The following is a 23,561-nucleotide window of genomic DNA, read 5'->3' on the forward strand; positions in this document are numbered from 1 at the left end:
GGAGGGTCACGGAACGGGCACCCGGCTTGACGTGTCGGACCCCTCGGGCAGACTTGGCCCGTAACAGGGATCAGTATCACCGCGTCCGTGGGCGCCCAGGGGGATGGCAAGTCATGAGCCAGGACGGCGCGCACGGAACACACGGGCGGTACGCGGGCGGAGCCGTCGCCGGAGGACGCTACCAACTGCGCGACCTGCTCGGCGAGGGGGGCATGGCCTCCGTCTACCTGGCGTACGACACGGCGCTGGACCGCCAGGTCGCCATCAAGACGCTCCACACGGAGCTGGGGCGCGAGCAGTCGTTCCGCGAGCGGTTCCGCCGTGAGGCCCAGGCGGTGGCCAAGCTCCAGCACACCAACATCGTCTCGGTGTTCGACACGGGCGAGGACGAGCTCGGCGGCGCGCTGATGCCGTACATCGTCATGGAGTACGTCGAGGGGCAGCCGCTCGGCTCCGTGCTCCAGTCGGACATCCAGCAGCACGGGGCGATGCCGGCCGACAAGGCGCTCAAGGTGACGGCCGACGTCCTCGCCGCCCTGGAGACCAGCCACGAAATGGGCCTGGTCCACCGGGACATCAAGCCCGGCAACGTCATGATGACCAAGCGCGGTGTGGTCAAGGTCATGGACTTCGGCATCGCCCGCGCCATGCAGTCGGGCGTCACCTCGATGACCCAGACCGGCATGGTCGTCGGCACGCCGCAGTACCTCTCCCCCGAGCAGGCGCTCGGACGCGGGGTGGACGCGCGCTCCGACCTCTACTCGGTCGGCATCATGCTCTTCCAACTCCTCACCGGGCGTATCCCGTTCGACGCGGACTCGCCGCTCGCCATCGCGTACGCACATGTGCAGGAGGAACCGGTCGCGCCGTCCAGCATCAACCGGTCGGTCACCCCCGCGATGGACGCGCTGGTCGCCCGCGCACTCAAGAAGAACCCGAACGAGCGCTTCCCCAGCGCCGCGGCCATGCAGGACGAGGTCACGCGGGTGCTCAACGCGGGCACCCAGCCGGGCGCCCCGGTGATCATCGGCGGCAGCGGGCCGGTGAACAGCGGTTCGGGCGTGGGTTCGGCGGTCTTCCCGCCGGTCGACCAGTCCGGGCCGATCCCGCAGCACGGTGTGCAGACGCCGTACCAGCCGGGTCCGCACCAGCCGGGCCCGTACGCCCCGACGCCCACCCCGGGATACGGATACCCGCAGGCGCCCCAGCCCTACGGAACGCCCTCACCCCTCGCGCACCAGACCCCGCCGCCCTACACGATGTCCCCGCAGCCCGTGACGGGCGGCGTGGGCGGACCGGGCGGGTCGGGCGGCGGCTCGAAGCGGAACATGCCGGTCATCGTGGGGTCGGTCGTCGTCGCCCTGCTCGCCGTGGGCGCGCTCATCGGGGCGCTGGTGATGGACGGCGACAAGGACAACGGCAAGGACGGCGATCCGGGGACCAGCGATTCGGCGGCGGCCGGGGAGCACAAGCCGCCGGAGCGCAACCGCACGATGAAGCCCGAGAAGTGCACGGACGCGCAGGAGGACACGAACGACCCGGCGAAGGTCCAGGCGCCGAGCTTCATCTACAAGGACATCCTCTCGGCGAAGAGCTGCATCGACGCGGCCGGCTGGACGGTCAAGGTCATCGAGGTGCCGGGCAACACGTACGCCGAGGACCAGATCATCGACCAGTTCCCCACGGCGGGCGCCGCGGTGTCCGAACGGGGCGCGCACTTCGAGCTGCGCATCGCCACGGGGGACCCGGCCTGAGGGGCCCCTGTCCGGCCCCGGGCGGCCGGGCCGTTGGGGCGGGGCTGATGCCCGGCGGGTGCGGGTTGGTGTGAACGGGTGACGCCAGGATGCCGGACATATCGGCACATGTGACCCTGATTACATGCCTCCAGGACCCCTGGCCCCCTCACGCCCGTCCCGACGCGCGGCCTGCCTGGCGTTGGCAGCAGGGATGGCGCTCGGGCCGGTGACCCTGGCGCACGCGGACGGGGGGACCGCCGTCCGGGCCGGCCACGAGCGCGTGCCCGTGGCCGCCTCCGACGACACCGCCGCCCCTCAGCCGGGCCCGCCCCCTTCCGGGTCGCCCGCCCCTGAACCACCCCTTCCCGGCCCGTCGGCTTCCGGGGCGCCGGCTCCCGAACCGTCCGCTTCAGAGGCCCCGGTCTCCGGCGCCTCCCCTTCCGGATCACCCGCCGCCGGTCCGCCCGCGTCCGGCTCCTCGACCGGCTCGGCCTCTCGGTCGGGCCCCTCGACCGACCCGGGATCCGCGACCGACCCGGGATCCGTGAAGGGCTCGGGATCCGCGACCGGCTCGGACTCCACGGGCGAGAGCCCGCTGGCCGGCCGGTCCGCCGGGGAGGGCCGGGCGCGGCCCGGACGGACGTCGGCCCCGTCCGAAGTCGCCCCCACCGGCACCTCGGTGGACGAGGTGCCGCCCGAGGCCGATCCGGGCGACACGGACACCGGCGAGGCCGATCCGGGCGTGGTGCCCGCGTTCACGCCACCGCCCGAGGCGTTCCCGGAGCCGGGACAGACCGCGCGACAGCGGCAGGCGCTCGTCCACCTCGACACGCATCAGGTGAAGCAGGCCTTGCTGGGGACCGGAATCATCCTGGTCGGACTGGGGACCGGATTCCTGGGGCTCCGCATGCGCCGTACCCGCTGACACCGGCCGAAACGGCAACCGCCCGACGGCCCGAGCTGCTTGCGACGACGTTCCGGGCGGCTCGCGGCCACGCCCCGGGCGGCTTGCGGCGATGAGCATACTCGGTATACATACTCAGTATGTCGATCCGTCACGGGCTGCTGGCCCTCCTGGAGCGAGGGCCCCGATACGGCTCCCAGCTCCGCACCGAATTCGAGTCCCGTACGGGCTCCACCTGGCCGTTGAACGTCGGCCAGGTCTACACGACCCTCAGCCGGCTGGAACGTGACGGCCTGGTCGCGCAGGACGGTGAGGACGACGCGGGGCACGCGCTCTACTCGATCACCGACGAGGGCCGCGTCGAACTGCGCAGCTGGTTCGAGACCCCCGTCGACCGTGCCAACCCGCCCCGGGACGAGCTGGCCATCAAGCTCGCCATGGCCGTCGGGGCGCCCGGGGTCGACATCCGGGCCGTCATCCAGTCCCAGCGCGGTCACACGGTGAAGGCCATGCAGGACTACACCCGGCTGAAGGCGCGCGCGCTCGCCGACGTACCCACCAACCGCGACGAGGTGGCGTGGCTGCTCGTGGTGGAACAGCTGATCTTCCAGGCGGAGGCGGAGGCGCGGTGGCTGGACCACTGCGAGTCCCGCCTCGTGCGCCTCGCCGAAGCCGCCGCCACGGAGCCCGCCGCCCGTACGGGTACGCCCGCCGAGCGCCGGTCCGCGAAGGCCGGGGGCGCCGGGGGCGCCCGTACGGGCACTCGCCGCTGACGACCCGCCACCCGGCGTTCGGCCACCCGGCCACCGGCCACCGGCCACCGACCCGATCACTCGGCACGGATCGCCGCCCGCGTACCGCCGGCCGCGAACCACTGCCCGTATACCACCGTCCGTATGTTCGTCCTAGGGGGAACCACCCGCATGTCCTCGTCCGTCCCCGCCCCGTCCACCGGCCTGTCCGTGGACGAGCCGGTCCTCGAACTACGGGCGCTGACCCGTACGCACGGCTCCGGCGTCGCCGAGGTGCACGCCCTGCGCGGCGTCAACCTGTCCGTGCGCGCCGGAGAGCTCGTCGCCGTGATGGGCCCCTCGGGCTCCGGCAAGTCCACCCTGCTGACCCTGGCCGGCGGTCTCGACACCGCGAGCGGCGGGGAGGTCGTCATCGAGGGCCAGGCCCTCTCCTCGCTCAGCCGCAAGGGGCTCGCCGCCCTGCGCCGCCGCAGTGTGGGCTACGTCTTCCAGGACTACAACCTGATCCCCGCCCTCACCGCGGCGGAGAACATCGCCCTGCCCCGCGAGCTGGACGGCGTCTCCGTGCGCAAGGCACGCAAGGAGGCCATGGCCGCCCTGGAGGAGATGCGCCTCACGGAGATCGCCGACCGCTTCCCGGACGAGATGTCCGGCGGTCAGCAGCAGCGGGTCGCCATCGCCCGTGCCCTCGTCGGCGACCGGCGCCTGGTGCTCGCCGACGAGCCCACCGGGGCCCTCGACTCCGAGACCGGCGAGGCCGTCCTCGCCCTGCTCCGCAACCGCTGCGACCAGGGGGCGGCCGGAGTCATGGTGACGCACGAACCCCGGTACGCGGCCTGGGCGGACCGGGTCGTCTTCCTGCGGGACGGGTCGATCGTGGACCAGACGTCGTCGTCCGGCGGCGCCGAGACACTGCTCACCGCTGAGGGTGCCGAGTGAGGCTCCTGACCGGCTGGCGGGCGGCCCTTCGGATAGCCCGGCGCGACGCCCTGCGGTCGAAGGGCCGCAGCGCCCTCGTCGTCGCGATGATCGCCCTGCCCGTGCTCGGCGTCACCGCCATCGATGTCACCTACCGCAGCACCACGCCCACCAAGGCCGAACAGCTCACGTCGGAGATGGGCGCGGCGGACGCCGTGTTCAGCTCGTCGAACATCGGGCCCGCGCCCGTGGAGCAGATGCCCGACGCGATGAACTGGGCCCCCGTCGAGGAGAGCCCGGCGGTGCCGTACGCCGAGAGCCCCGTACCCGCCGACGTACCGGGCGCCATCCCGAAGGGCTCGCGGTACGTCACCGAGCAGAGCGTGCCCGCCACCGTCACCACCCGCCACGGCATCGCCCCCACCGAGATCGTCGAGCTGCGCACCTCCGACCCGGTCGTCCGGGGCAAGATCGACCTGGTCGAGGGGGCGTACCCGGACGGCAAGGGCGAGGCCGTCGCGACCACCGCCTTCCTGAAGTCCACCGGACTGGGCATCGGGTCCCGCACCACGCTGCGCGGCCCCGAGCAGACGTACACGATCACCGGATCCGTGGAGCTGCCCGCCGACCTCGCGAAGCAGGCGCTGTACGCCGACCCGGGGACGGTCATCGCGCCTTGGGAGGCGGCCGCCCGACGGGACAAGGAGGTGACACCGCCGCAGTCCGGCGACGTGGACTGGCTGGTCCGGGGACCCGCCGGGGTGGGTATCACCTGGTCCGACGTGCTGGCGGCCAACAAGAAGGGCGTCCTGGTGCTGTCCCGCCAGGTCGTCCTCGACCCGCCGCCCGACTCCGAGATCCCGAGGGCCGCGCACGCCGGACAGAGCTTCGAACCCGAGGAGCTGAAGATCAGCGCCGCCCTGGTGACCGTCATCGCCATGGCGGTCCTGGAGATCGTGCTGCTGGCCGGTCCCGCGTTCGCCGTCGGCGCCCGCCGCTCCCGCAGGCAGCTCGGCCTCGTCGGTACCTGCGGCGGCGACCGGAGCCACATTCGGGCGGTGGTACTGGCCGGCGGTGCGGTGCTCGGCGGAGTCGGCGCCGTCACCGGGGTCGCCGCGGGCGTCGGGCTGACTGCCGCCTTCCGGCCGCTGATCGAGGACTGGGCCTCCCAGCGCTTCGGCCACCTCGACATCCGTCCGTGGGAGCTGCTGGCCATCGCGGCGATCGGCCTCGTCACCGGTGTCCTGGCGGCGCTGGCGCCCGCGATCGTGGCCGGCCGGCAGTCCGTACTGGAATCGCTCACCGGCCGCCGCGGAACACGCCGGAGCTCCCGCGTCCTGCCGATGGTGGGCTGTGTGGCCCTGGTGGGCGGGGTCGCCGTCGCCGTCTTCGGTGGCACGACCGACACCACGGCCCTGGTCGCCGCGGGTTCCGTGGTCGCGGAGCTCGGACTGCTCGCCTGTGTCCCGGTCGTCGTGGGGTTCCTGGGCCGACTCGGTACCCGGCTGCCGCTCGCCCCCCGGATGGCCCTGCGCGACGCCGCCCGCAACCGTGGGCGTACGGCACCGGCGGTCGCGGCGGTGATGGCCGCGGTCGCGGGCACGATGGCCGTCGCCACGTACACCACCAGCGTCTCGGCGGAGCACGACTACGACTACGTCCCGGTGCTCACCCCCGGCACGGTCGCCCTGGTCACCTCGGGCCCGTCCGACGCCGACCAGCTCGCTCCGGCCCGTGCGGCGGTGGAACGGACCCTGGCGGTCACTGGGGAACGCGGCGACTTCGGCCGGGTCTGGGCCGGCTCCGACTGCTCCGTGTACTTCGAGAAGGAGAACGACTGCGGCACGCTCGAACTGATCAAGCCCAAGGGCGAGGGCCACGACTGTCCGTTGCAGGGGCCGGGCGCCAAGAAGCTCGCCGAGAGCCTCTCCGCCGACGCGCACAAGAAGCTGATGTCCTCCCCGGCCTGCACCGACGAGTACATCTCGGTGACCGCGCTCGACACGGGTGAGAGCAAGATCGTGGTGGGCGACGCCACGGTACTCACGTCGTACGTGAAGCTCGACGACCCCGCCGCGGCCGAGGCGCTGGAAGCCGGCACGCCCGTCCTCCTGAACTCGGCGTACGCGAAGGACGGCGAGGTGACCCTCAAGGCGGTCCGCACGTACAGCGAGCAGGACAAGGAGAACCGGAAGGCCCACCCGGGCAAGGCCGAGGTCACCACGGACCGGCTCAAGGCGTACGTCGCCCCCGCGCGGTACGCCGCCACCCCGGGGATCCGGATGATCCTGCCGCAGAAGGCCGCGGACCGGCTCGGACTGCACACGAAGTCCTACGGCACCTTCTACTCCGTGACGCGCCCGCCGACGGACGCCGAGACGCAGAGCCTGTGGTCCACGTTCGCCCAGAGCGGCGACCGTGTCTACCTCCAGGCGGAGAGCGGAAACTACGGCCGGGAGGACGTGGTCCTGCTGTTCCTCGCCCTGTTCGCGGGCATCGTGACGCTGGGCGCCGCGGCGATCACGACGGGCCTGGCCAAGGCCGACGCGGAAGCGGACCTGACGACGCTCAGCGCGGTGGGCGCGCCCCCACGGCTGCGGCGCGCACTCTCCGGGTTCCAGTGTGTGGTGGTCGCCCTCACCGGGGTCGTGCTCGGCACGCTGGCCGGTGCGGTTCCCGCGGTGGCCCTGCGCCTGATCGATCTGCGCAAGGCCATGGAGGCGATGCGGGACCAGCCCATGGACTCCGCCTATACGCCGATCGTGCTGCCGTGGGACACCATCGGGCTACTGGTCGTGGTCGTCCCCGTGCTGGCCGGGCTGCTCGCGGCCGCTCTGGCCGGGTCACGACTGGCCCTGACGCGGCGCGCGGGATGAGACGGGGACCGTCGGCGGCCGGCCGGTCCTCCGGCTGACCGGCCGCACCGGCTGGTTCAGGGTGTCCGTCGGTGCCCCGTGGGTGGCCCCTGGGTGCCCCCTGGAAAAGTGGATCATGCTTTTCCCGGGGGCACCACCGCGACGTACCACCGGTGTGGGAGACAATGGCGGCATGGAGATGCCGAGGAATGAACGGTCGCAGGAGCACCCCCAAGTCCTCGTGGTGGGGCAGGACGGAATGGCCATCGGCGGCGGTGGCGGTGACGAGGAATCGCGTGAGATTCCGGTGACGGAGATGGTCGAGCAGCCCGCGAAGGTCATGCGCATCGGCAGCATGATCAAGCAGCTCCTCGAAGAGGTCAGGGCGGCTCCTCTCGACGAGGCGAGCCGGGTCCGGCTGAAGGAGATCCACGCGGGCTCGGTGAAGGAGCTGGAGGACGGGCTGGCGCCCGAACTCGTGGAGGAGCTGGAACGCCTCTCGCTGCCGTTCACCGAGGACTCCGTCCCGTCCGAGGCGGAGCTGCGGATCGCGCAGGCCCAGCTGGTCGGCTGGCTGGAGGGCCTGTTCCACGGCATCCAGACGGCTCTGTTCGCCCAGCAGATGGCGGCCCGCGCGCAGCTGGAACAGATGCGGCGCGCCCTTCCTCCGGGTGCGATCCACGACGAGGAGAAGGACGGCCCGGACCCGCACGGCCCGGCGCGCTCCGGCCCGTACCTCTGATCCGTACTTCCTGTATGCGCGTATGCCGTATGCGCGTATGCCCGGTACGCCCAGTACACCCGTGCGTGACAGGACCCGGCACACATGCTGTGTGCCGGGTCCTGTCGCGTTGCCTGAGGCCGGGGGCCGCAGGTGTGGGGCCGCGGGCCGCGTGCGGGGTGGGGTCGAGCTGCGGGAGTCAGGTCGCAGCGGGAGTCAGGTCGCAGCGGGGGTCAGTAGGAGCACCTTGCCGATGTGGGTGCTCGACTCCAGCACGCGGTGTGCCTCCGCCGCGTTCGCCATCGGCACCGTGCGGTCCACGATCGGCCGGACGACGCCTTCGGTGATCAGCGGCCACACGTGCTCGCGTACCGCCGCGATGATCGCGGACTTCTCCGCGAGCGGCCGGCCCCGCAACGACGTGGCCGTGACGGCGGCACGCTTGGTCAGCAGCGCGCCCAGGTTCAGCTCGCCCTTGGCTCCGCCCTGGAGACCGATGATGGCCAGCCGGCCGTTGACCGCGAGAGCACGGACGTTCCGGTCCAGGTACGCGGCCCCGACGATGTCGAGGATGACGTCCGCACCCGCGCCGTCCGTCGCCTGGCGCAGCTCCTCGACGAAGTCCTGCTCGCGGTAGTCGATGAGGATGTCGGCGCCCAGCTCCTTGCACCGGGCCAGCTTCTCGGGGCCGCCCGCCGTCACCGCGACACGTGCGCCGACGGCCTTGGCGAGCTGGATCGCCATCGTGCCAATCCCACTGGAGCCGCCGTGGATCAACACGGTCTCACCGGGGCGCAGATGAGCCACCATGAAGACGTTGGACCAGACGGTCGCGGTCACCTCGGGCAGCGCCGCGGCGACCGCCAGATCGACGCCCGCGGGTACGGGCAGCAGCTGGCCGGACGGCACGGCGACCTTCTCCGCATAGCCGCCCCCCGCCAGCAGAGCGCACACCTCGTCGCCCACGGACCAGCCGGTCACTCCCGGACCGAGCGCGGCGACACGGCCCGCGCACTCCAGCCCGGGGTAGGGGGAGGCGCCGGGCGGCGGGTTGTAGAAGCCCTGCCGCTGGAGGACATCGGCCCGGTTGACGGCGCTGGACACGACCTCGACGAGGACTTCGCCCTCGCCGGGTACGGGATCAGGCACCTCGGCCCATACGAGCGCCTCGGGGCCACCGGGTTCGGGGATCGTGATCGCATGCATGGCCGCGAGGCTACTCCGTACCGCCCCGCATACCGTTCCGACCTGCCCTGTCCTGGTCCCCCGAGGCGCGGCCTCCGGCCTTACGGTCGTGGGTGGGGCTGCTGCGGGTGGGCCATGTGCGGGCCGGGGAGGGGCGAGGCACGCACGATCGTGATCAACCGGTCCGTGAGCTGGAGCGGGCTCGCCGCCGGATCGTCGTAACCCAGCAGTCGGTGACCACGGAGCACCGTCACCACCAGGTCGTCGGTCTCCCGGACGCTCTTGCCCACCTCGGCCTTTATCACCGGCCGTTCGACGAGGTCGAGGCCGCTGCCCTGCTGGATGAGGTCTTCCATCACCGTGCCCGCGCTGGGGCTCAGGACCGAGAGGCCGAGCAGACGGCCTGCCGCGCTCGCGCTGGTGATCACGGCGTCGGCACCGGACTGCCGCAGCAGCGGTGCGTTCTCCTCCTCACGCACGGCGGCCACAATCTTCGCGCCCCGGTTGAGTTGACGTGCGGTCAGGGTCACCAGCACGGCCGTGTCGTCGCGTTGGGTGGCGATGATGATCTGGCGCGCCTTCTGGACCTCCGCCCGCAGCAGCACATCGCTGCGCGTCGCATCGCCCAGTACACCGACGAACCCCTCCGCGTTGGCGGCCTCCAGCACCTTGCTCGCCGGGTCGACCACGACGATCTGTTCCTTCTTCAGGCCCGTCGCGCAGAGCGTCTGGATGGCCGAGCGGCCCTTCGTGCCGAAACCGACGACAACGGTGTGTTCACGCAAGTTCGTTCTCCAACGGTTCAGGCGGAAGTCCTCCCGGGTCCGTTCCGTCAGGACCTCCAGGGTGGTGCCGACCAGAATGATCAGGAAGAGCACACGCAGCGGTGTCACCAGCAGGACGTTGGCCAACCTGGCGGAGTCGCTGTACGGAGTGATGTCGCCGTAGCCGGTCGTCGACAGAGTCACCGTCGAGTAGTAGGCGGCATCAAGGAGATCGACCTTCTGGTCCGCGCTGTCGTGGTACCCGCCCCGGTCGGCCCAGACGATGAAGATCGTTATGGCCAGCACCGCCAAGGCCATCGCGAGCCGCTTGGCCACCTGCCGCAACGGCCTGTCCATCACACGCCGAGGCAGAAGCACACGCGTGGGCACCACGTGCTCGTCCGCACGCCTGGCCATCGCGTCCTGGCCGGGAAGTTTCACGTGAAACACCCTTCCGTCCACGGCTCAGCCGAGGTCCACGGTAGATCGAGAATCTCCACCTCGGCGCCGGACCGTACCCCGCCCGGAGGCACGACGGCCAATCCATCGGCAGCGGCGATCCCACGCAGCATGGCGGGTCCGCTGTAGTGCAGAGGCATGACGCTGTCCGCACGGTGCACCACGGGGATCAGCCGGGTGTCGAGCGGATGGCCCCGCACCTCTTCACGCACCGGCGGGTGGTACGAGTCCTGAGCCGGCCGCCCCGCGATCCCCCGCAACAGAGGCTCGGCCAGCGTCATCAGTCCGGCCACGGCGGCCAGCGGATTCCCGGGCAGCCCCACCACGTAGGGGCCCCCGTCCGCCAGCCGTGCCAGGAGCATCGGATGGCCGGGACGCACTGATACACCGTCCACGAGCAGTTCCGCACCGATCTCGGCGAGCACGGGGTGGACATGGTCGACGGGTCCGGCGGCGGTTCCGCCGGTCGTGAGCACGAGATCGGCATCCGAGGCGGTGAGGGCGCGCCGGAGCGCTTCCGCGTCGTCGCCGAGCCGCTGAGGAGCGCTGACCTCGGCGCCCAGTGAACGGAGCCAGGGGCCCAGCATGGGACCGAGAGCGTCCCGGATGCGCCCACCCTGGGGAAGCCCGGCCGTAAGCAGCTCGTCCCCGAGGACGAGCACGTCCACCCGGGGCAGCGGTACGGCCACGAGCGCGTCGTACCCGGCAGCGGCCGCCAGCCCGAGAACCGGTGGGGTCACCACGGTTCCGGCGGGCAGGAGCTGGTCGCCGGACCGGCACTCCTGACCGCGGGGACGGATGTCCTGCCCGGGGACGACGGCGCGGGTGGCATGGAGCAGGCCCTTCACCTCGTCGAACCGGGCGTGCTCGCTGCGGATGACGGCGGTCGCCTCGGCGGGGATACGGGCTCCGGTGGCGATGCGCACCGCCTGGCCGTCGAGGAGCGGCTCCCCCTTCCCACGCCCGGCGAGAAGTCCTTCGCCCATGCGTACGGCCCAGGGGCCGGGCCCGGCGACGGCCCAGCCGTCCATGGCCGAGGTGTCGAAGGACGGAAGATCCGTGAGGGCGACAACGCCCTCGGCCAGTACATGGCCGAGGGCACGCTCCAGGGGGAGCCGGTGGGCAGCGAGAGGCGCGGCCCGCCCCAGCCGCCTCGCCAGCGCCCGCGCGTCATGCCAGGAGGTGACAGAGGCGGCGGGGAGGGTGGAGCCCGGCGCGACCGGACTGCCGGGCACGGCCGGGCTGCCGGGCTCGGCCCGCTGGCTCAGCTCAGCTTGCTTGCCCGGCTCGGTTTGCCGGCCCGGGTGAGCTGGGCTGGTCTGCCCGCTCTCGGGGCCCGGATCGCCCGGATAAGAGTCGGCGCGGAAGGAGTTCCCGCCCGGATGGGAGTCGGTGCGGCAGGAGTTGGTGCCCGAGGGCGACGAGCCGAACGGTTCCGGGCGACGCGAAGCCGTGGTGCCGAGCCGCTCCGGAGCGGAGTGGGCGTGGGCCTCGTGGGGCTGTCGCCGTCCCACGAGTGCCAAGGCCTCCTCCACGGCCCGCTCTTCAGCGGCCCGCCTCTCTGCGGCCCGCTCCTCAGCCGTCAGTTCCTCGGTCGCACGGGCCTCGGCGGCCGGCTGATCGGCCGTGCAGGCCTCGGGCGGGGCGGCCTCGGTGGTGGCGGCCTCATCGGTACGGGCCCTGGTGGTGGCGGCCTCGGTGGCTCGCCCTTCGGGGGCCCGGTCCGCAGGCGACAGGGAGCTGCGGGGCTCGCCTCCACGCGGCGTCATGGAGTGCCGGTCTCTCTGCCGGCCTCCGTCTCTTCCGCCCAGCGGAGGGCGAGCGCGGCGGCCTTGTCGGCCGCCTCGGCCACCGCCTCGGCCGCGGCCTCCGGACTCTTGCCCTTGCTCGCCGCCGCCGCCGCGAACCCCACCAGGAAGGTGGTCAGCGGAGCGGCAGGCCGGGCTACGCCGTGGGCGGCGTCACGGGCGAGATCGAGCAGGACATCGGTATCGACGTCGAGCTCGATGCCCAGCTCGTTCTTGACTGCGGTGATCCATTCGTCCAGCACGGTCCCATGCTCCCTGATCCGCGCGCGGGCGGCGGCAAGGTCCTCCCAGGTGTCGCAGTCGAAGGAGGCGTGCGGACCGGCCTCGACTCGCGCCATCTCCATCTCGGCGGTGAGCAGACGCAGGGGGAGCCCGGCGAGGCTGCCGTGTTCGGTGGCGAGGAGCGCCAGTTCCCGGCGGAGCGGCTCGGCCCGGTAGGCGGCGACCAACGGCTGGTCCCTGCCCTCGGGATCGGTGCACATGGCTCCCTCCCAGGCGCCTGTCCCGGCTGCCGCCAGCAATGTGCGCACGGTCTCCTCGGCCAGGAACGGGAGGTCGGCGGAGAGCACCAGGACCATCTCGCCGTCCGTCTGCCGCACCCCGGCGTCCAGGGCCGCCAAAGGGCCACCGCCCTGGGGGACTTCGCGGGTCCATACGACCGGACGCCGGGTGGGCCTGCGGCCACCCACCACCACGGTGGTCCCGGCACCGACACAGACGGCGAGCACCCGGTCGAGCAGGGACCGGCCGCCCACCCTGAGCCCTGGCTTGTCGGCGCCACCGAGCCGCCTCGCGGCCCCGCCGGCGAGAACGATGGCGTCATACGCGGTCATGCCCCCGAGTATGCGTGCCTCTCACCTTCCGGAACCCGACCGGGGTCGGGAATCACGCCCGCCGTCACGGCAGCCCCGCCACTGACGCGCCACGGCCCCTCGGCAACCACCCTCACCTCCACAATCACCCCGCCCCTGCCCAACCGCCCGCCCACCCACCGGCCGGGAAGCAACCACCGGTGCTGACCGACCGGGAGCGCGCCCGACCCCGGGGGGTGCCTGACCCGGGGGTTGCCTGACCCAGGGGTTGCCTGATCAATGCTCGACCGGCCAGGAGCCGACTGAGCGCTGAAACCGACCGATCAGCGCGGCCCCGCCAGAGCCGCCCCCGCCAGAACCGAGTCGGCCCGGACCGCCCCGACCGGAAGCTCGCCCCTGACCTGAAGCTCGACTCCGCCCGGAAGCCGACCGGCCGGTGGCCGGCCCTCCCCGAGCCGACGAGTCCTCCCCCGAGCTGATCGGGCGAACTGACCGACCGGCAACGGTCCCGGACACCGGACCCGCGCCCCGGGCCCTCAGCCCTCAGCCCTCAGCCCTCAGCCCCCGGAAGCCTGGCGCAGTTACAACGCGCGAAGCAGCAGTGCCGGCTGCTCCACACAGTCCGCCACGTATCTCAGGAAACCACCCGCCGTCCCACCGTCGCAGACCCGGTGATCGAAGGTGAGCGAGAGCTGCACGACCTGGCGGACCGCCAGCTCCCCCTGATGCACCCAGGGCTTGGCAACGATCCGGCCGACCCCCAGCATCGCCGCCTCGGGGTGGTTGATGATCGGGGTCGATCCGTCGACACCGAACACCCCGTAGTTGTTCAGCGTGAAGGTCCCACCGGTGAGCTGCGCCGGAGTCAGCTTTCCGGCCCGTGCCGCCTCGGTCAGGCGGCCGATCTCCTCACTGATCGACTCGGCGTTCCGGGAATGGGCGTCCTTCACGACCGGGACGACCAGGCCCCGTTCCGTCTGGGCGGCGAAGCCGAGGTGGACCGCGGGCAGTCGAACGATCTCCCGTGCGTCCGTGTCCACGGTCGAGTTGAGTTCGGGGTAGCGCGACAGGGCCGCCGTGCAGATCCGGGCCAGCAGGGCAAGCACCGAGATCTTGGGAACCGCTCCTCCGGAACCCGTCCCCGCACCGTTCATCGCGGCTCTTGCCGCCATCAGCTCGGTGGCATCGGCATCCACCCAGCATGTGGCATCGGGGATCTCGCGCCGACTGCGCGACAGCTTGTCCGCGACCGCGCCCCGGACTCCGCGCAGAGCGATCCGCTCGCCCGCCGCCACCGGCTCCGATTCCGAAACCGAACGGACCTCGGAGGTGGCGGAGCGTTCGTCGTCGGCCCCCCTGATCGCGGATTCGACATCCGCGCGCAGGATCAGGCCGTCACGCCCCGAACCCGCGATGTGCCGAAGATCGAGACCGTGTTGCCGCGCCAGCCTGCGGACCAGCGGAGAGACGACCGCCACCGGCCCCCGGTCCTCGTCGGCCCCCTCCACATGCCCGGAATCCGCCGCCGAAGCGGGCACGGGTGCGGATGCCGAGGCGGGCGCGGATGCGGATGCCACAGTGGATGCGGCCGTCGGCGGCTCACCGGCACCGAGCCCCGCCGAAGAGGTAGGCGAAGACGAGGGCGTGGGCGCGGGCGCGGGCGAAGGCGGCGCCGTGAACGCGCTCGGCCTGACGCGCCGGCGGCGCGCTGCCGGGGCCGCCGTGCCGTAGCCCACCAGCACGTTCCCCGAGGACTCTCCTGCGGGTCCCGTACCGTCGCCGGACGGTCGGGTGCCCTCGCCAGATCCGTTGTTCCGGCCGGCGGACGGCCCGGAAGCCGAGGTCCCCCGTACCGCCGCGCCTTCCGCCGATTCCACCGCGACGGTCAGCAAGGGCGCCCCGACCGGGAGCTCGGCGCCTTCCTCACCGAACCGCGCCGTCACCACACCCCCGTACGGGCAGGGCACCTCGACCATCGCCTTGGCCGTCTCGACCTCGACGACCGGCTGGTCGATGGTGACGACATCGCCGACGTCCACCAGCCAGCGCACGATCTCGGCCTCGGTGAGCCCCTCTCCGAGGTCCGGCAGCTTGAATTCGAGCACCTGCGCCATCAGCTCTCGGCCTCCCACTGAAGACGGGCCACGGCGTCCAGCACCCGGTCCACGCCCGGAAGATGGTGCCGCTCCTGCATGGGCGGGGGGTACGGGACGTCGAAGCCCGCCACCCGCAGCACCGGGGCCTCCAGATGGTGGAAGCACCGCTCGGTGACCCGAGCCGCTATCTCACCACCGGGACCGCCGAAGCCGGAGGACTCGTGGACGACGACCGCCCGCCCCGTGCGCCGGACGGAAGCCGCGACGGTCTCGTCGTCGAACGGCACGAGCGACCGCAGGTCGACGACCTCCAGGTCCCAGCCCTCGGCCGTGGCGGCCTCCGCGGCCTCCAGGCACACCGGCAGGGACGGCCCGTACGTGATCAGGGTCGCGCTGCGTCCGGAGCGCCGGACGACGGCCCGCCCTATCGGCTCCACAGCCACGGGCGCGTCCGGTGACCAGGCCGTCTTCGACCAGTACAGCCGCTTCGGCTCCATGAAGACCACCGGGTCGTCGGAGGCGATCGACGCCCTCAGCAGCCCGTACGCGTCCTCGACCGTGGCCGGCGCGACGACGTGGAGACCGGGCGTCGCCATGTAGTACGCCTCCGAGGAGTCGCTGTGGTGCTCGACCCCACCGATCCCGCCGCCGTACGGAATCCGGACGGTGATCGGCAGGGGCATCGCGCCCCTGGTCCGGTTCCGCATCTTGGCGACATGGCTGACCAGCTGCTCGAACGCCGGATAGGCGAACGCGTCGAACTGCATCTCCACCACGGGCCGCAGCCCGTACATCGCCATACCGACCGCCGCGCCGAGAATCCCCGCCTCGGCGAGCGGCGTGTCCGTACAGCGGTCGTCGCCGAACTCCTTCGCCAGCCCGTCGGTGACCCGGAAGACCCCGCCGAGCGTGCCGACGTCCTCACCCAGGACGTGGACCGACGGATCCTCGGCCATCGCATCGCGCAGGGCCCGGCCGAGGGCCTGCGCCATGGTGGTCTGCGCGGCCCGCCCGGTCCGCTCGCCGGTCGCCGCCGTGGCGGTGGTCGTCATCGTCCGTCCTCCGGTTCGCTCCCGTGCGGGCCCTGCTCGGCCTCCAGCTCGTCCCGCAGCCGCCTCTCCTGCTCACGCAGCTGCGCCGTCCGCTCCTCGAAGACGTCGGAGAAGAGATCCATCGGGTCCAGCGGCGGATCGGCGTTCATCTGGTCCCGGAGATCCGCCGCCATCCGTTCCGCCGCTTCACGGACCGTCCCGGCGCTCTCCTCGTCCAGCAGCCCCCGTCCGGTGAGCTCCCGCTCCAGCAACCGGATCGGGTCGTGCGCCCGCCACGCCTCCACATCGGTGTCCTCGCGGTACCGCGAGGCGTCGTCGGCGTTCGTGTGGGCGTCCATCCGGTACGTCACCGCCTCGACCAGCGTCGGCCCCTCGCCGCGCCGGGCCCGCGCCACGGCCTCGCCGAGCACCTGGTGCACCGCCGCCGCGTCGTTGCCGTCGACCAGCCGGCCCGGCATCCCGTACCCGACGGCCTTGTGGGCCAGGGAGGGGGCGGCGGTCTGCTTGGCCAAGGGCACCGAGATCGCGAAGCCGTTGTTCTGCACGAAGAAGACGACCGGGGCACGCCAGACGGCGGCGAAGTTCAGTGCCTCGTGGAAGTCGCCCTCGCTCGTCCCGCCGTCGCCGACCATGGCGAGCGCCACCACGTCGTCGCCCTTGAGCCGGGCCGCGTGGGCGAGGCCCACCGCGTGCGGCAACTGGGTGGCCAGCGGGGTGCACAGCGGGGCGATGCGGTGTTCGCGGGGGTCGTACCCGGTGTGCCGGTCGCCCCGCAGCAGCGTCAGCGCCTCGACCGGGTCCAGGCCCCGTGTCACGGCGGCGAGCGTGTCGCGGTAGCTGGGGAAGAGCCAGTCCCGCTCCTCCAGCACGAGGGCCGCGGCCACCTCGCACGCCTCCTGCCCGGTGCTCGACGGGTACACCGCGAGCCTGCCCTGCTTGGTCAGGGCGGTGGCCTGGGCGTTGTACCGGCGGCCGCGCACCAGCTCGGTGTAGAGCCTGAGCAGCAGATCGGGATCCACGTCGGCCGCGGCGTCCGTACCGAGCACGCGGTACGGCTCGGGGTCCGGGAGCAGCGGCGCGGGATCGGTGAGCGGCTTCCACGCCGGGGGCGGCGTGGGGCGGTAGGCGGCTGCGCCGGCCAGCTCTTGGACCGTCATGACAAGCACCTCCTGGCATCGAGGTATATCGAGGGGTGGCGAAATCCGCAGAAATGTCGAGGCGTGGGAGAGACGCCGGTGTGGTGCGTCTCACCTACCGATTGTTCGGTCGCGCGCTCATTTTGGCTACAGGCACCCTCAGCCTGTGGACAAACGGTTCTCCACAGCCTGGGATAGGGGCAGGTCGTCCACAACAGGGAGGCACCGGCAGATGGCACCTGAACAAATGGCCGAGAGGGACGGAGATCCCGAGCCGGTGGCGCCCCCGCGTCCGCTGGATTCCGTCGACCGGGACATCCTCCGCATCCTGCGGACCGACGGGCGCGCCTCGATACGCGCCGTGGCCGAGCGGGTCCACGTGTCGCGGGCCAACGCCTACGCCCGGATCAACCGGCTCGTCGAGGACGGCGTGATCCGCGGATTCAGCGCGCGGGTGAACCACGAACGGGCCGGGCAGGCGGCCTCCGCGTACATCACGCTCAAGATCGTCCAGAACTCGTGGCGCACCGTGCGCGAACAGCTCCAGGCTCTGCCGGGTGCCACCCACATCGCTCTCGTCAGCGGCGATTTCGACGTACTGCTCCTGGTCCACACCCCGGACAACCGGGCCCTGCGCGAGCTGGTCCTGACCAAGATCCAGGCCATTCCCGAGGTGCTGTCCACCCGCACCCTGCTGGTGTTCGAGGAGACCGATCTGGGACCGCGCCCCGGCCGCCCGGCCGAGCTCGCATGACCCGCTCGGGCACGCGCAGGCGCGTGCCCCGTGCGGTGCGCGAGGGTCAGCGGCCGGCCCGCATGCCGTCGAACGCGAGCCGTACGACGGTGTCGGCGAGCTGCTCCCGTTCGGGGGACCCCTCCGGCTGCGGGCGGTACCACTCGACCAGCGAGTTCACCATCCCGAACAGCAGCCGGGTGGCCATCCGTATGTCCACGTCGGCGCGGAGATCGCCGTCCGCCACGGCGGCCTCCAGCAGCGCCGAGACCCGCTGATCGAACTCGCGCCGCCGGTCCAGGGCCCAGCGCTCGGTCTGCGTGTTGCCACGGACCCGCAGCAGCAGCGTGACGTAGGCAAGCTCGTCCATCAGCACCTCGACCGTGCGGCGCGTGACGTACTCGACCCGCTCGACGGCCCGCCCCCGCACCGCTCCGGGCTCGTCGAGGATGCCGAACAGTCCGTCCAGGGCCCGGGTCACCGCCCGGCGGAGCAGCTCTTCCTTGCCCGCCACGTGGTGGTAGATCGACGACTTGGAGATGCCCGCCGCCTGGGAGAGGTGCTCCATGGAGGTGCCGTCGTAGCCGCGCTCGTTGAAGACATGGACGGCGACGGCGAGGAGGGTCTCCGGTGTGTACGTGTCGCGCTTGGCCGTGGTCATGAACGCGATCCTCCCCCATGAGTTGTCCACAGGTTTCCCTGGCCCCTTGTCCCGACCGATCGTTCGGTTACTCTAACTCCGTCCGCACATCCCTGCCCGGCTCGACGAGGAGTTGGTCCGTCATGGCCGCCGCGCTTTCCCACGAGAAGCTGTCCGAGACCCACCGTCCGACGCTCGACCAGGCCCTCGACGCCATCCGCACGCGCGCGTACTGGTCCCCGCACCCCGAGCACCCGAAGGCCTACGGCGAGGGCGGCGTGCCCGGCAGCCTGGGCCCGGCGGAGGGCAAGGCCGCCTTCGACGCCGTGCTGCACACCCGGCTGGACCTCGGCCAGCCCGGCACCGACGGCTGGACCGGCGGCGAGGTCTCGCCGTACGGGCCGGAGCTCGGCGTCGAGTACCCGCACATCGACCCGGACGTCCTGCTCCCGGCGATGAGCGGCGCCATGGGCTCCTGGCGCGCGGCGGGTCCGGAGACCAGGGCCCTGGTCTGTCTGGAGATCCTCGCCCGGATCAACGCCCGTACCCATGAGCTGGCCCATGCCGTGATGCACACGAGCGGCCAGGCCTTCGTGATGGCGTTCCAGGCGGGTGGCCCGCACGCCCAGGACCGCGGCCTGGAGGCCGTGGCCTACGCGTACGCGGAGCAGACGCGTACGCCGGAGGCGGCCGACTGGTCGAAGCCGCAGGGCAAGCGCGACCCGCTCCGGCTGCACAAGTCGTACACGGCGGCCGGCCGCGGCGTCTCCCTGCTGATCGGCTGCAACACCTTCCCCACGTGGAACGGCTACTCCGGCCTCTTCGCGTCACTGGCGACCGGTAATCCGGTGCTGGTCAAGCCGCATCCGCGCGCGGTTCTGCCGCTCGCCCTGACCGTTCGCCTGGCCCGCGAGGTGCTGACCGAGGCGGGGTTCGACCCGAACCTCGTGGCGCTGGCCGCGGAGCGGCCGGGCGAGGGCATCGCCAAGTCCCTGGCTCTGCGCCCCGAGGTCAAGATCATCGACTACACCGGCTCCAGCTCCTTCGGGGACTGGCTGGAGGCCAACGCCGGGCAGGCGCAGGTCTACACGGAGAAGGCCGGCGTCAACACGGTCGTCATCGACTCCACCGACGACTACCGGGGCATGCTCTCCAACCTGGCCTTCTCGCTCTCCCTCTACAGCGGCCAGATGTGCACCACCCCGCAGAACCTCCTCATCCCCCGGGACGGGATCACGACCGACGCGGGTGCCAAGACCTACGACGAGGTCGTCACGGACATCGCGGAGGCCGTCGGCGGCCTCCTCGGTGACGACGCGCGGGCCAACGGCCTGCTCGGCGCCCTGGTGAACCCGGACGTGAAGGCCCGCCTCGAAGCGGCCGCGGGACTGGGGGAGGTGGCTCTCGCCTCGCGCGCCGTGGCCAACCCGGACTTCCCCGACGCCGTGGTGCGCACGCCGGTCGTCGTCAAGCTCGACGGCGCCAAGCCCGACGACGGCGCGGCCTTCCTGTCGGAGTGCTTCGGGCCGGTCTCGTTCGCGGTGGCCGTCGATTCGACCGCCGACGCGCTGACTCTGCTCCGCCGCACGATCCGGGAGAAGGGGGCGATGACGGTCGGCGCGTACACGACGTCGCCCGACGTGGAGCGCGCGGTGGAGGAGGTCTGCTTCGACGAGTCGGCCCAGCTCTCGCTGAACCTCACGGGCGGGGTGTACGTCAACCAGACCGCGGCGTTCTCCGACTTCCACGGTTCGGGCGGAAACCCGGCGGCCAACGCGGCGCTGTGCGACGGGGCCTTCGTGTCCAACCGGTTCCGGGTGGTGGAGGTGCGCCGCCAGGCCTGAAACCCGGCCCATCGGGTGACCGGGGGCGGAAGCCCCGGGTGGCCAGGTCATCCACCCGGCAATCCGGTCACCCGGTCATCCGGCAACCTCGGTCATCGGTCCTGCGGGCGCGGGATGTCCGCGTACCGCTGCACCCACGCGTGCATCGCGATGGCCGCCGCGGCACCGGCGTTGATCGACCGCGTCGAACCGAACTGCGCGATCGAGCAAACCATCGAGGCGTGGGCTCGCGCCTCCTCCGTGAGCCCCGGGCCCTCCTGGCCGAAGAGCAGCACACAGCGCCGGGGCAGCTCCGTCCGCTCCAGGGGCACGGCACCCGGCAGGTTGTCGATGCCGATGACGGGCAGCCCCTCGGCGTCCGCCCACGCGGTCAGATCCGCCGTGTCCGGGTGGTGGCGTACGTGCTGGTAGCGGTCGGTGACCATAGCTCCGCGCCGGTTCCAGCGCCGCCGGCCGACGATGTGGATCTCCTTCGCGAGGAAGGCGTTGGCGGTACGCACCACCGAGCCGATGTTGAAGTCATGGCTCCAGTTCTCCACCGCCACATGGAAGTCGTGGCGCCGCAGATCGAGGTCGGCGACGATCGCCTCCCGCGTCCAGTAGCGGTAGGCATCACCCACGTTGCGCCGGTCGCCGTGGGCGAGCAACTCCGGGTCGTAGCGCTCGCCCTCCGGCCAGGGCAGGGGGTGCGGCCCGACGCCGATCTCGGGGCCGTAGCCCTCGTCGTACTGGATCGGCTCCGCCGACGCCTCGGACACCACTGCCGCTCCGGTCACGTCGGGCTGGTCTTGTGTACTGCCGGTCTCGCTGGTCACCCGACGAGCGTATGGCCAGGGTCGGCGCCGGGCGGAAGGGCCTCCTGGCCGTCGCCGCCGCCGGGTCGTCGCGGTCGGGGAATCCGGGTACCGCTGCCGTCCGCACGGGAGAACAGCCTCCGCCGGCCGTGTGTCGCTCTGCCGCCGAGCCAGACCAGGAACACCGTGGGCAGGAAGACCGCGTCCGCGGCGATCATCGCCAGCGAGAAGAAGGGCAGTCCGAGTATGACGGCGATGCCCGCGTGCTCACCGATCATGAGGACGAGCAGGACGTTCTTGACCTTGCGGTTGAACAGGGTGAACGGGAAGGCGACCTGCACCACGACCGTCAGGTACGTCAGCGCCATGACCACCAGCGCGCTGGAGGCGAACACACCGGAGAGCCCCGGCCAGGGGGTGAAGTAGTCGAGGTTGAGCGGGTAGTAGAGCGCTGTGCCGTCCTGCCAGCGGGAGCCCTGGATCTTGTACCAGCCCGCCGTCGCGTAGATGAGGCACACCTCGGCCATGATCACGAGGAGCGCGGCATGGTGGGCGAGGTTCGCCAGGACGTCGAGGAGGAGGCGCGGCTCACGCGCCGACGGCAAGCGGTTCAGGCCCCACCAGGCACCGTTCCCCAGCCACAGGATCCACAGGAGGACGGGGAGCCACCAGGTGCCGCCCAGGCCGCCCATCAGCGTCGCCGGCAGCAGAACCACACCGAGTACGGTCCACAGGGCCGGGCCCACGCGGTCAGGAGCCGGGCGCCCGCCCTCCGCGACCCGTACGGCGTTCCGGGCCTCCCTGCGCGCGTCCAGGGACCAGACCCGCGCGCAGCGGGTCAGCACCAGGTAGATCGCCATCAGGTGGATGACGTTGTCGCCGCCGTCGCCCATGAAGATGCTGCGGTTCTGCAGGGACAGGACACCCGCCATGAACACCACGGACGTGGCACGCGTACGCCACCCCACCATCAGAAGTCCGGCCGAGACCAGGGTGACGGCATAGACGACCTCGAACCAGAGCGCGCTGTCCGACCACATGAGGACGGTGAAGGCCTCGTTGTCCGAGATCAGCTGCCGCGCCATGTCCCAGTGCCACGGGCTGTCGGGCCCGTACAGCTCACGCCGGTGCGGCAGCTCACGCAGCAGGAACAGCAGATACGTGGCGGACACACCGATCCGGAGCACGGCGCTCTGGTACGTGCCCAGCGGCGCGGCGGTGACCCGCTGCACCGCGCGGGCGAGCGAACGATCGACCCGCCGTACCACGCCGCCGGCCTGGGTGGACGCGCTCACTCCGCCCCCTCCGTGCCGACGGACGCCTGGCCCTGGCCCTGGCCAGAGCCTTCCGGGAGGTCGTCGTCGGTGACGTTCCACCATGGGAGCGCCCGGTAGACCGGCTCGGTACTGATCTTCTCGTCGCTCCACGCCGGTGCGCCGACCGCCGTCACGGCGGACCGGATCTGGATGCGCTCGATGCTGCCGCCGTACCCCTGCTGGGACAGACGCAGCATCACGATGCGGCGCATGTAGCGCTCGGACAGTTCCCCGCGCAGCCCGTTGGGGCGGTTCTCCTCGGTGTGGGAACCGGTGTAGAAGTCCCAGGCGCGACGCAGCTCGTTCTGGTGGACGTGGCTGGGAAGCAGGCTCCCCCGTATCGCCTCGCCGTCCTCACGCGAGAGGTTCACCCACCGCGTGGTGCGGCGGCCGTCCGCTCCCTCGACATCGGCCCGCGCCTCCACGGCGACGTTCTGCTGGAGCGGGTTCGGGGCGAACAGCTTCCAGTTCTGCTCGAACTCGGGGTAGATCCAGTCGTCGAACGCCTCGCCGTGCTGCTTCGTCAGCGTGTTGGAGGGAGCGACGTGCAGAAAGACCATGGCCAGTTGTCCACAGGCCAGCAACCCGAAGACGGACAGCGCCAACGCCGCGACGACCTGGTACGGAAGGGAGAGACCGGCTATCCCGGCCCCTTCGCGGGGTCCGGCGGACGGAGTGTCCGGCGGCTTGGCGTCCTCCGGAGACGCCGGGCCCCCCTTCGGGTTCTCCGGGTCTCCTCCGCCCGGTGCCGCGGCCTCTCCCGGACCCCGTGCCGTACCGGCCGCCACCCCTGTGCCCTGGGGGCGGACCGGTCCGGCGCCGGGCGGGCCCGCGCTCGGAGCTCCCGGCTCGGCCTCGTCACCGGAGCCCTGGAGGCCGACGTCAGGCGGGCTCGTCACCTCCGGCCAGGCCGGCTTCCTCTCGCCGTCGGCGCGCCCGCCGTGGTCCGCATCCATCCCGCCCCGCTCACCGCCGATCACCGGTCAGTTATCCACAGGGTTGACACCCTACGGGCCTCCGACTCACCATTGAAGCC

General features: G+C 72.0%; 19 protein-coding genes. 8 read left to right on the top strand and 11 right to left on the bottom strand.

The window, feature by feature from the left end; genetic code table 11:
• Nucleotides 1–113: 113 nt before the first annotated feature.
• From B9S64_RS15930 to B9S64_RS15955, 6 genes are all read left to right on the top strand, one after another.
• Complete coding sequence (locus tag B9S64_RS15930) at nt 114–1,754, top strand: protein kinase (protein ID WP_103493004.1); 1,641 nt, start codon at nt 114–116, stop codon at nt 1,752–1,754.
• Between the two features lie 526 nt (nt 1,755–2,280).
• Nucleotides 2,281–2,661 carry a hypothetical protein gene (locus tag B9S64_RS15935; RefSeq protein WP_258037999.1) on the top strand — a complete coding sequence of 127 codons (381 nt, stop codon included), beginning with the start codon at nt 2,281–2,283 and terminating at the stop codon, nt 2,659–2,661.
• A gap of 119 nt (nt 2,662–2,780) precedes the next feature.
• The gene (locus B9S64_RS15940) at nt 2,781–3,413 is read left to right on the top strand and encodes a PadR family transcriptional regulator (RefSeq protein ID WP_103493003.1); all 633 of its coding nucleotides are present in this window, start codon (nt 2,781–2,783) and stop codon (nt 3,411–3,413) included.
• A gap of 150 nt (nt 3,414–3,563) precedes the next feature.
• Nucleotides 3,564–4,331, top strand: coding sequence for an ABC transporter ATP-binding protein (locus B9S64_RS15945; RefSeq protein WP_103493002.1), 768 nt, complete (start codon nt 3,564–3,566; stop codon nt 4,329–4,331).
• Nucleotides 4,328–7,186: an FtsX-like permease family protein gene (locus B9S64_RS15950; protein ID WP_103493001.1), complete on the top strand. Its 2,859-nt coding sequence runs from the start codon at nt 4,328–4,330 to the stop codon at nt 7,184–7,186. The genes B9S64_RS15945 and B9S64_RS15950 overlap by 4 nt, the downstream gene beginning before the upstream one ends.
• A gap of 172 nt (nt 7,187–7,358) precedes the next feature.
• On the top strand, nt 7,359–7,907 hold the full coding sequence (locus tag B9S64_RS15955) for a bacterial proteasome activator family protein (protein ID WP_103493000.1): 549 nt from the start codon (nt 7,359–7,361) through the stop codon (nt 7,905–7,907).
• Between the two features lie 195 nt (nt 7,908–8,102).
• On the opposite strand, the gene B9S64_RS15960 is transcribed toward B9S64_RS15955, so the two are convergent.
• The 7 genes from B9S64_RS15960 to pdhA form a co-directional block, all read right to left on the bottom strand.
• The gene (locus B9S64_RS15960; RefSeq protein ID WP_103492999.1) at nt 8,103–9,092 is read right to left on the bottom strand and encodes an NAD(P)H-quinone oxidoreductase; all 990 of its coding nucleotides are present in this window, start codon (nt 9,090–9,092) and stop codon (nt 8,103–8,105) included.
• A gap of 80 nt (nt 9,093–9,172) precedes the next feature.
• Nucleotides 9,173–10,252, bottom strand: a complete 1,080-nt coding sequence (locus B9S64_RS15965; protein WP_202446088.1) for a TrkA family potassium uptake protein — start codon at nt 10,250–10,252, stop codon at nt 9,173–9,175.
• A 20-nt stretch (nt 10,253–10,272) separates the two neighbouring features.
• Nucleotides 10,273–12,063 (bottom strand): molybdopterin-binding protein, encoded by a 1,791-nt coding sequence (locus B9S64_RS15970; protein ID WP_258037998.1) that lies wholly within the window; start codon nt 12,061–12,063, stop codon nt 10,273–10,275.
• On the bottom strand, nt 12,060–12,935 hold the full coding sequence (locus tag B9S64_RS15975; RefSeq protein ID WP_103492998.1) for an NTP transferase domain-containing protein: 876 nt from the start codon (nt 12,933–12,935) through the stop codon (nt 12,060–12,062). Before B9S64_RS15975 ends, B9S64_RS15970 begins: the two co-directional genes overlap by 4 nt.
• A 560-nt stretch (nt 12,936–13,495) precedes the next feature.
• Complete coding sequence (locus tag B9S64_RS15980) at nt 13,496–15,028, bottom strand: dihydrolipoamide acetyltransferase family protein (protein WP_103492997.1); 1,533 nt, start codon at nt 15,026–15,028, stop codon at nt 13,496–13,498.
• Nucleotides 15,028–16,062 (bottom strand): alpha-ketoacid dehydrogenase subunit beta, encoded by a 1,035-nt coding sequence (locus tag B9S64_RS15985; protein ID WP_103492996.1) that lies wholly within the window; start codon nt 16,060–16,062, stop codon nt 15,028–15,030. The genes B9S64_RS15980 and B9S64_RS15985 overlap by 1 nt, the downstream gene beginning before the upstream one ends.
• Complete coding sequence (gene pdhA / locus B9S64_RS15990; protein WP_103492995.1) at nt 16,059–17,219, bottom strand: pyruvate dehydrogenase (acetyl-transferring) E1 component subunit alpha; 1,161 nt, start codon at nt 17,217–17,219, stop codon at nt 16,059–16,061. Before pdhA ends, B9S64_RS15985 begins: the two co-directional genes overlap by 4 nt.
• 211 nt (nt 17,220–17,430) lie before the next feature.
• Between pdhA and B9S64_RS15995 the strand changes: the two genes are divergently transcribed.
• A complete protein-coding gene (locus tag B9S64_RS15995) occupies nt 17,431–17,952 on the top strand; it encodes an Lrp/AsnC family transcriptional regulator (RefSeq protein WP_078552031.1) in 522 nt (173 codons plus the stop codon).
• Nucleotides 17,953–17,998: 46 nt separating this feature from the next.
• On the opposite strand, the gene B9S64_RS16000 is transcribed toward B9S64_RS15995, so the two are convergent.
• The gene (locus B9S64_RS16000; protein WP_103492994.1) at nt 17,999–18,592 is read right to left on the bottom strand and encodes a TetR/AcrR family transcriptional regulator; all 594 of its coding nucleotides are present in this window, start codon (nt 18,590–18,592) and stop codon (nt 17,999–18,001) included.
• Nucleotides 18,593–18,714: 122 nt separating this feature from the next.
• On the opposite strand from B9S64_RS16000, the gene paaN reads away from it, so the two are divergent.
• Entirely contained in the window at nt 18,715–20,415 is a 1,701-nt protein-coding gene (gene paaN / locus B9S64_RS16005; protein ID WP_103492993.1) for a phenylacetic acid degradation protein PaaN, read from the top strand.
• 92 nt (nt 20,416–20,507) lie between these two features.
• Here the strand turns inward: paaN and B9S64_RS16010 are convergent, their stop codons facing one another.
• Genes B9S64_RS16010 through B9S64_RS16020 form a run of 3 tightly spaced genes read right to left on the bottom strand, consistent with a single transcriptional unit; the run spans nt 20,508 to nt 23,481 of the window.
• A complete protein-coding gene (locus B9S64_RS16010; protein WP_103492992.1) occupies nt 20,508–21,230 on the bottom strand; it encodes a TrmH family RNA methyltransferase in 723 nt (240 codons plus the stop codon).
• Nucleotides 21,227–22,588, bottom strand: coding sequence for an HTTM domain-containing protein (locus B9S64_RS16015; protein WP_374936096.1), 1,362 nt, complete (start codon nt 22,586–22,588; stop codon nt 21,227–21,229). The genes B9S64_RS16010 and B9S64_RS16015 overlap by 4 nt, the downstream gene beginning before the upstream one ends.
• Nucleotides 22,501–23,481 (bottom strand): DUF5819 family protein, encoded by a 981-nt coding sequence (locus tag B9S64_RS16020; RefSeq protein ID WP_103493031.1) that lies wholly within the window; start codon nt 23,479–23,481, stop codon nt 22,501–22,503. The genes B9S64_RS16015 and B9S64_RS16020 overlap by 88 nt, the downstream gene beginning before the upstream one ends.
• Nucleotides 23,482–23,561: the final 80 nt, after the last annotated feature.

The sequence above is a fragment of the Streptomyces sp. SM18 genome, from assembly GCF_002910775.2.
Lineage (GTDB): Bacteria > Actinomycetota > Actinomycetes > Streptomycetales > Streptomycetaceae > Streptomyces > Streptomyces halstedii.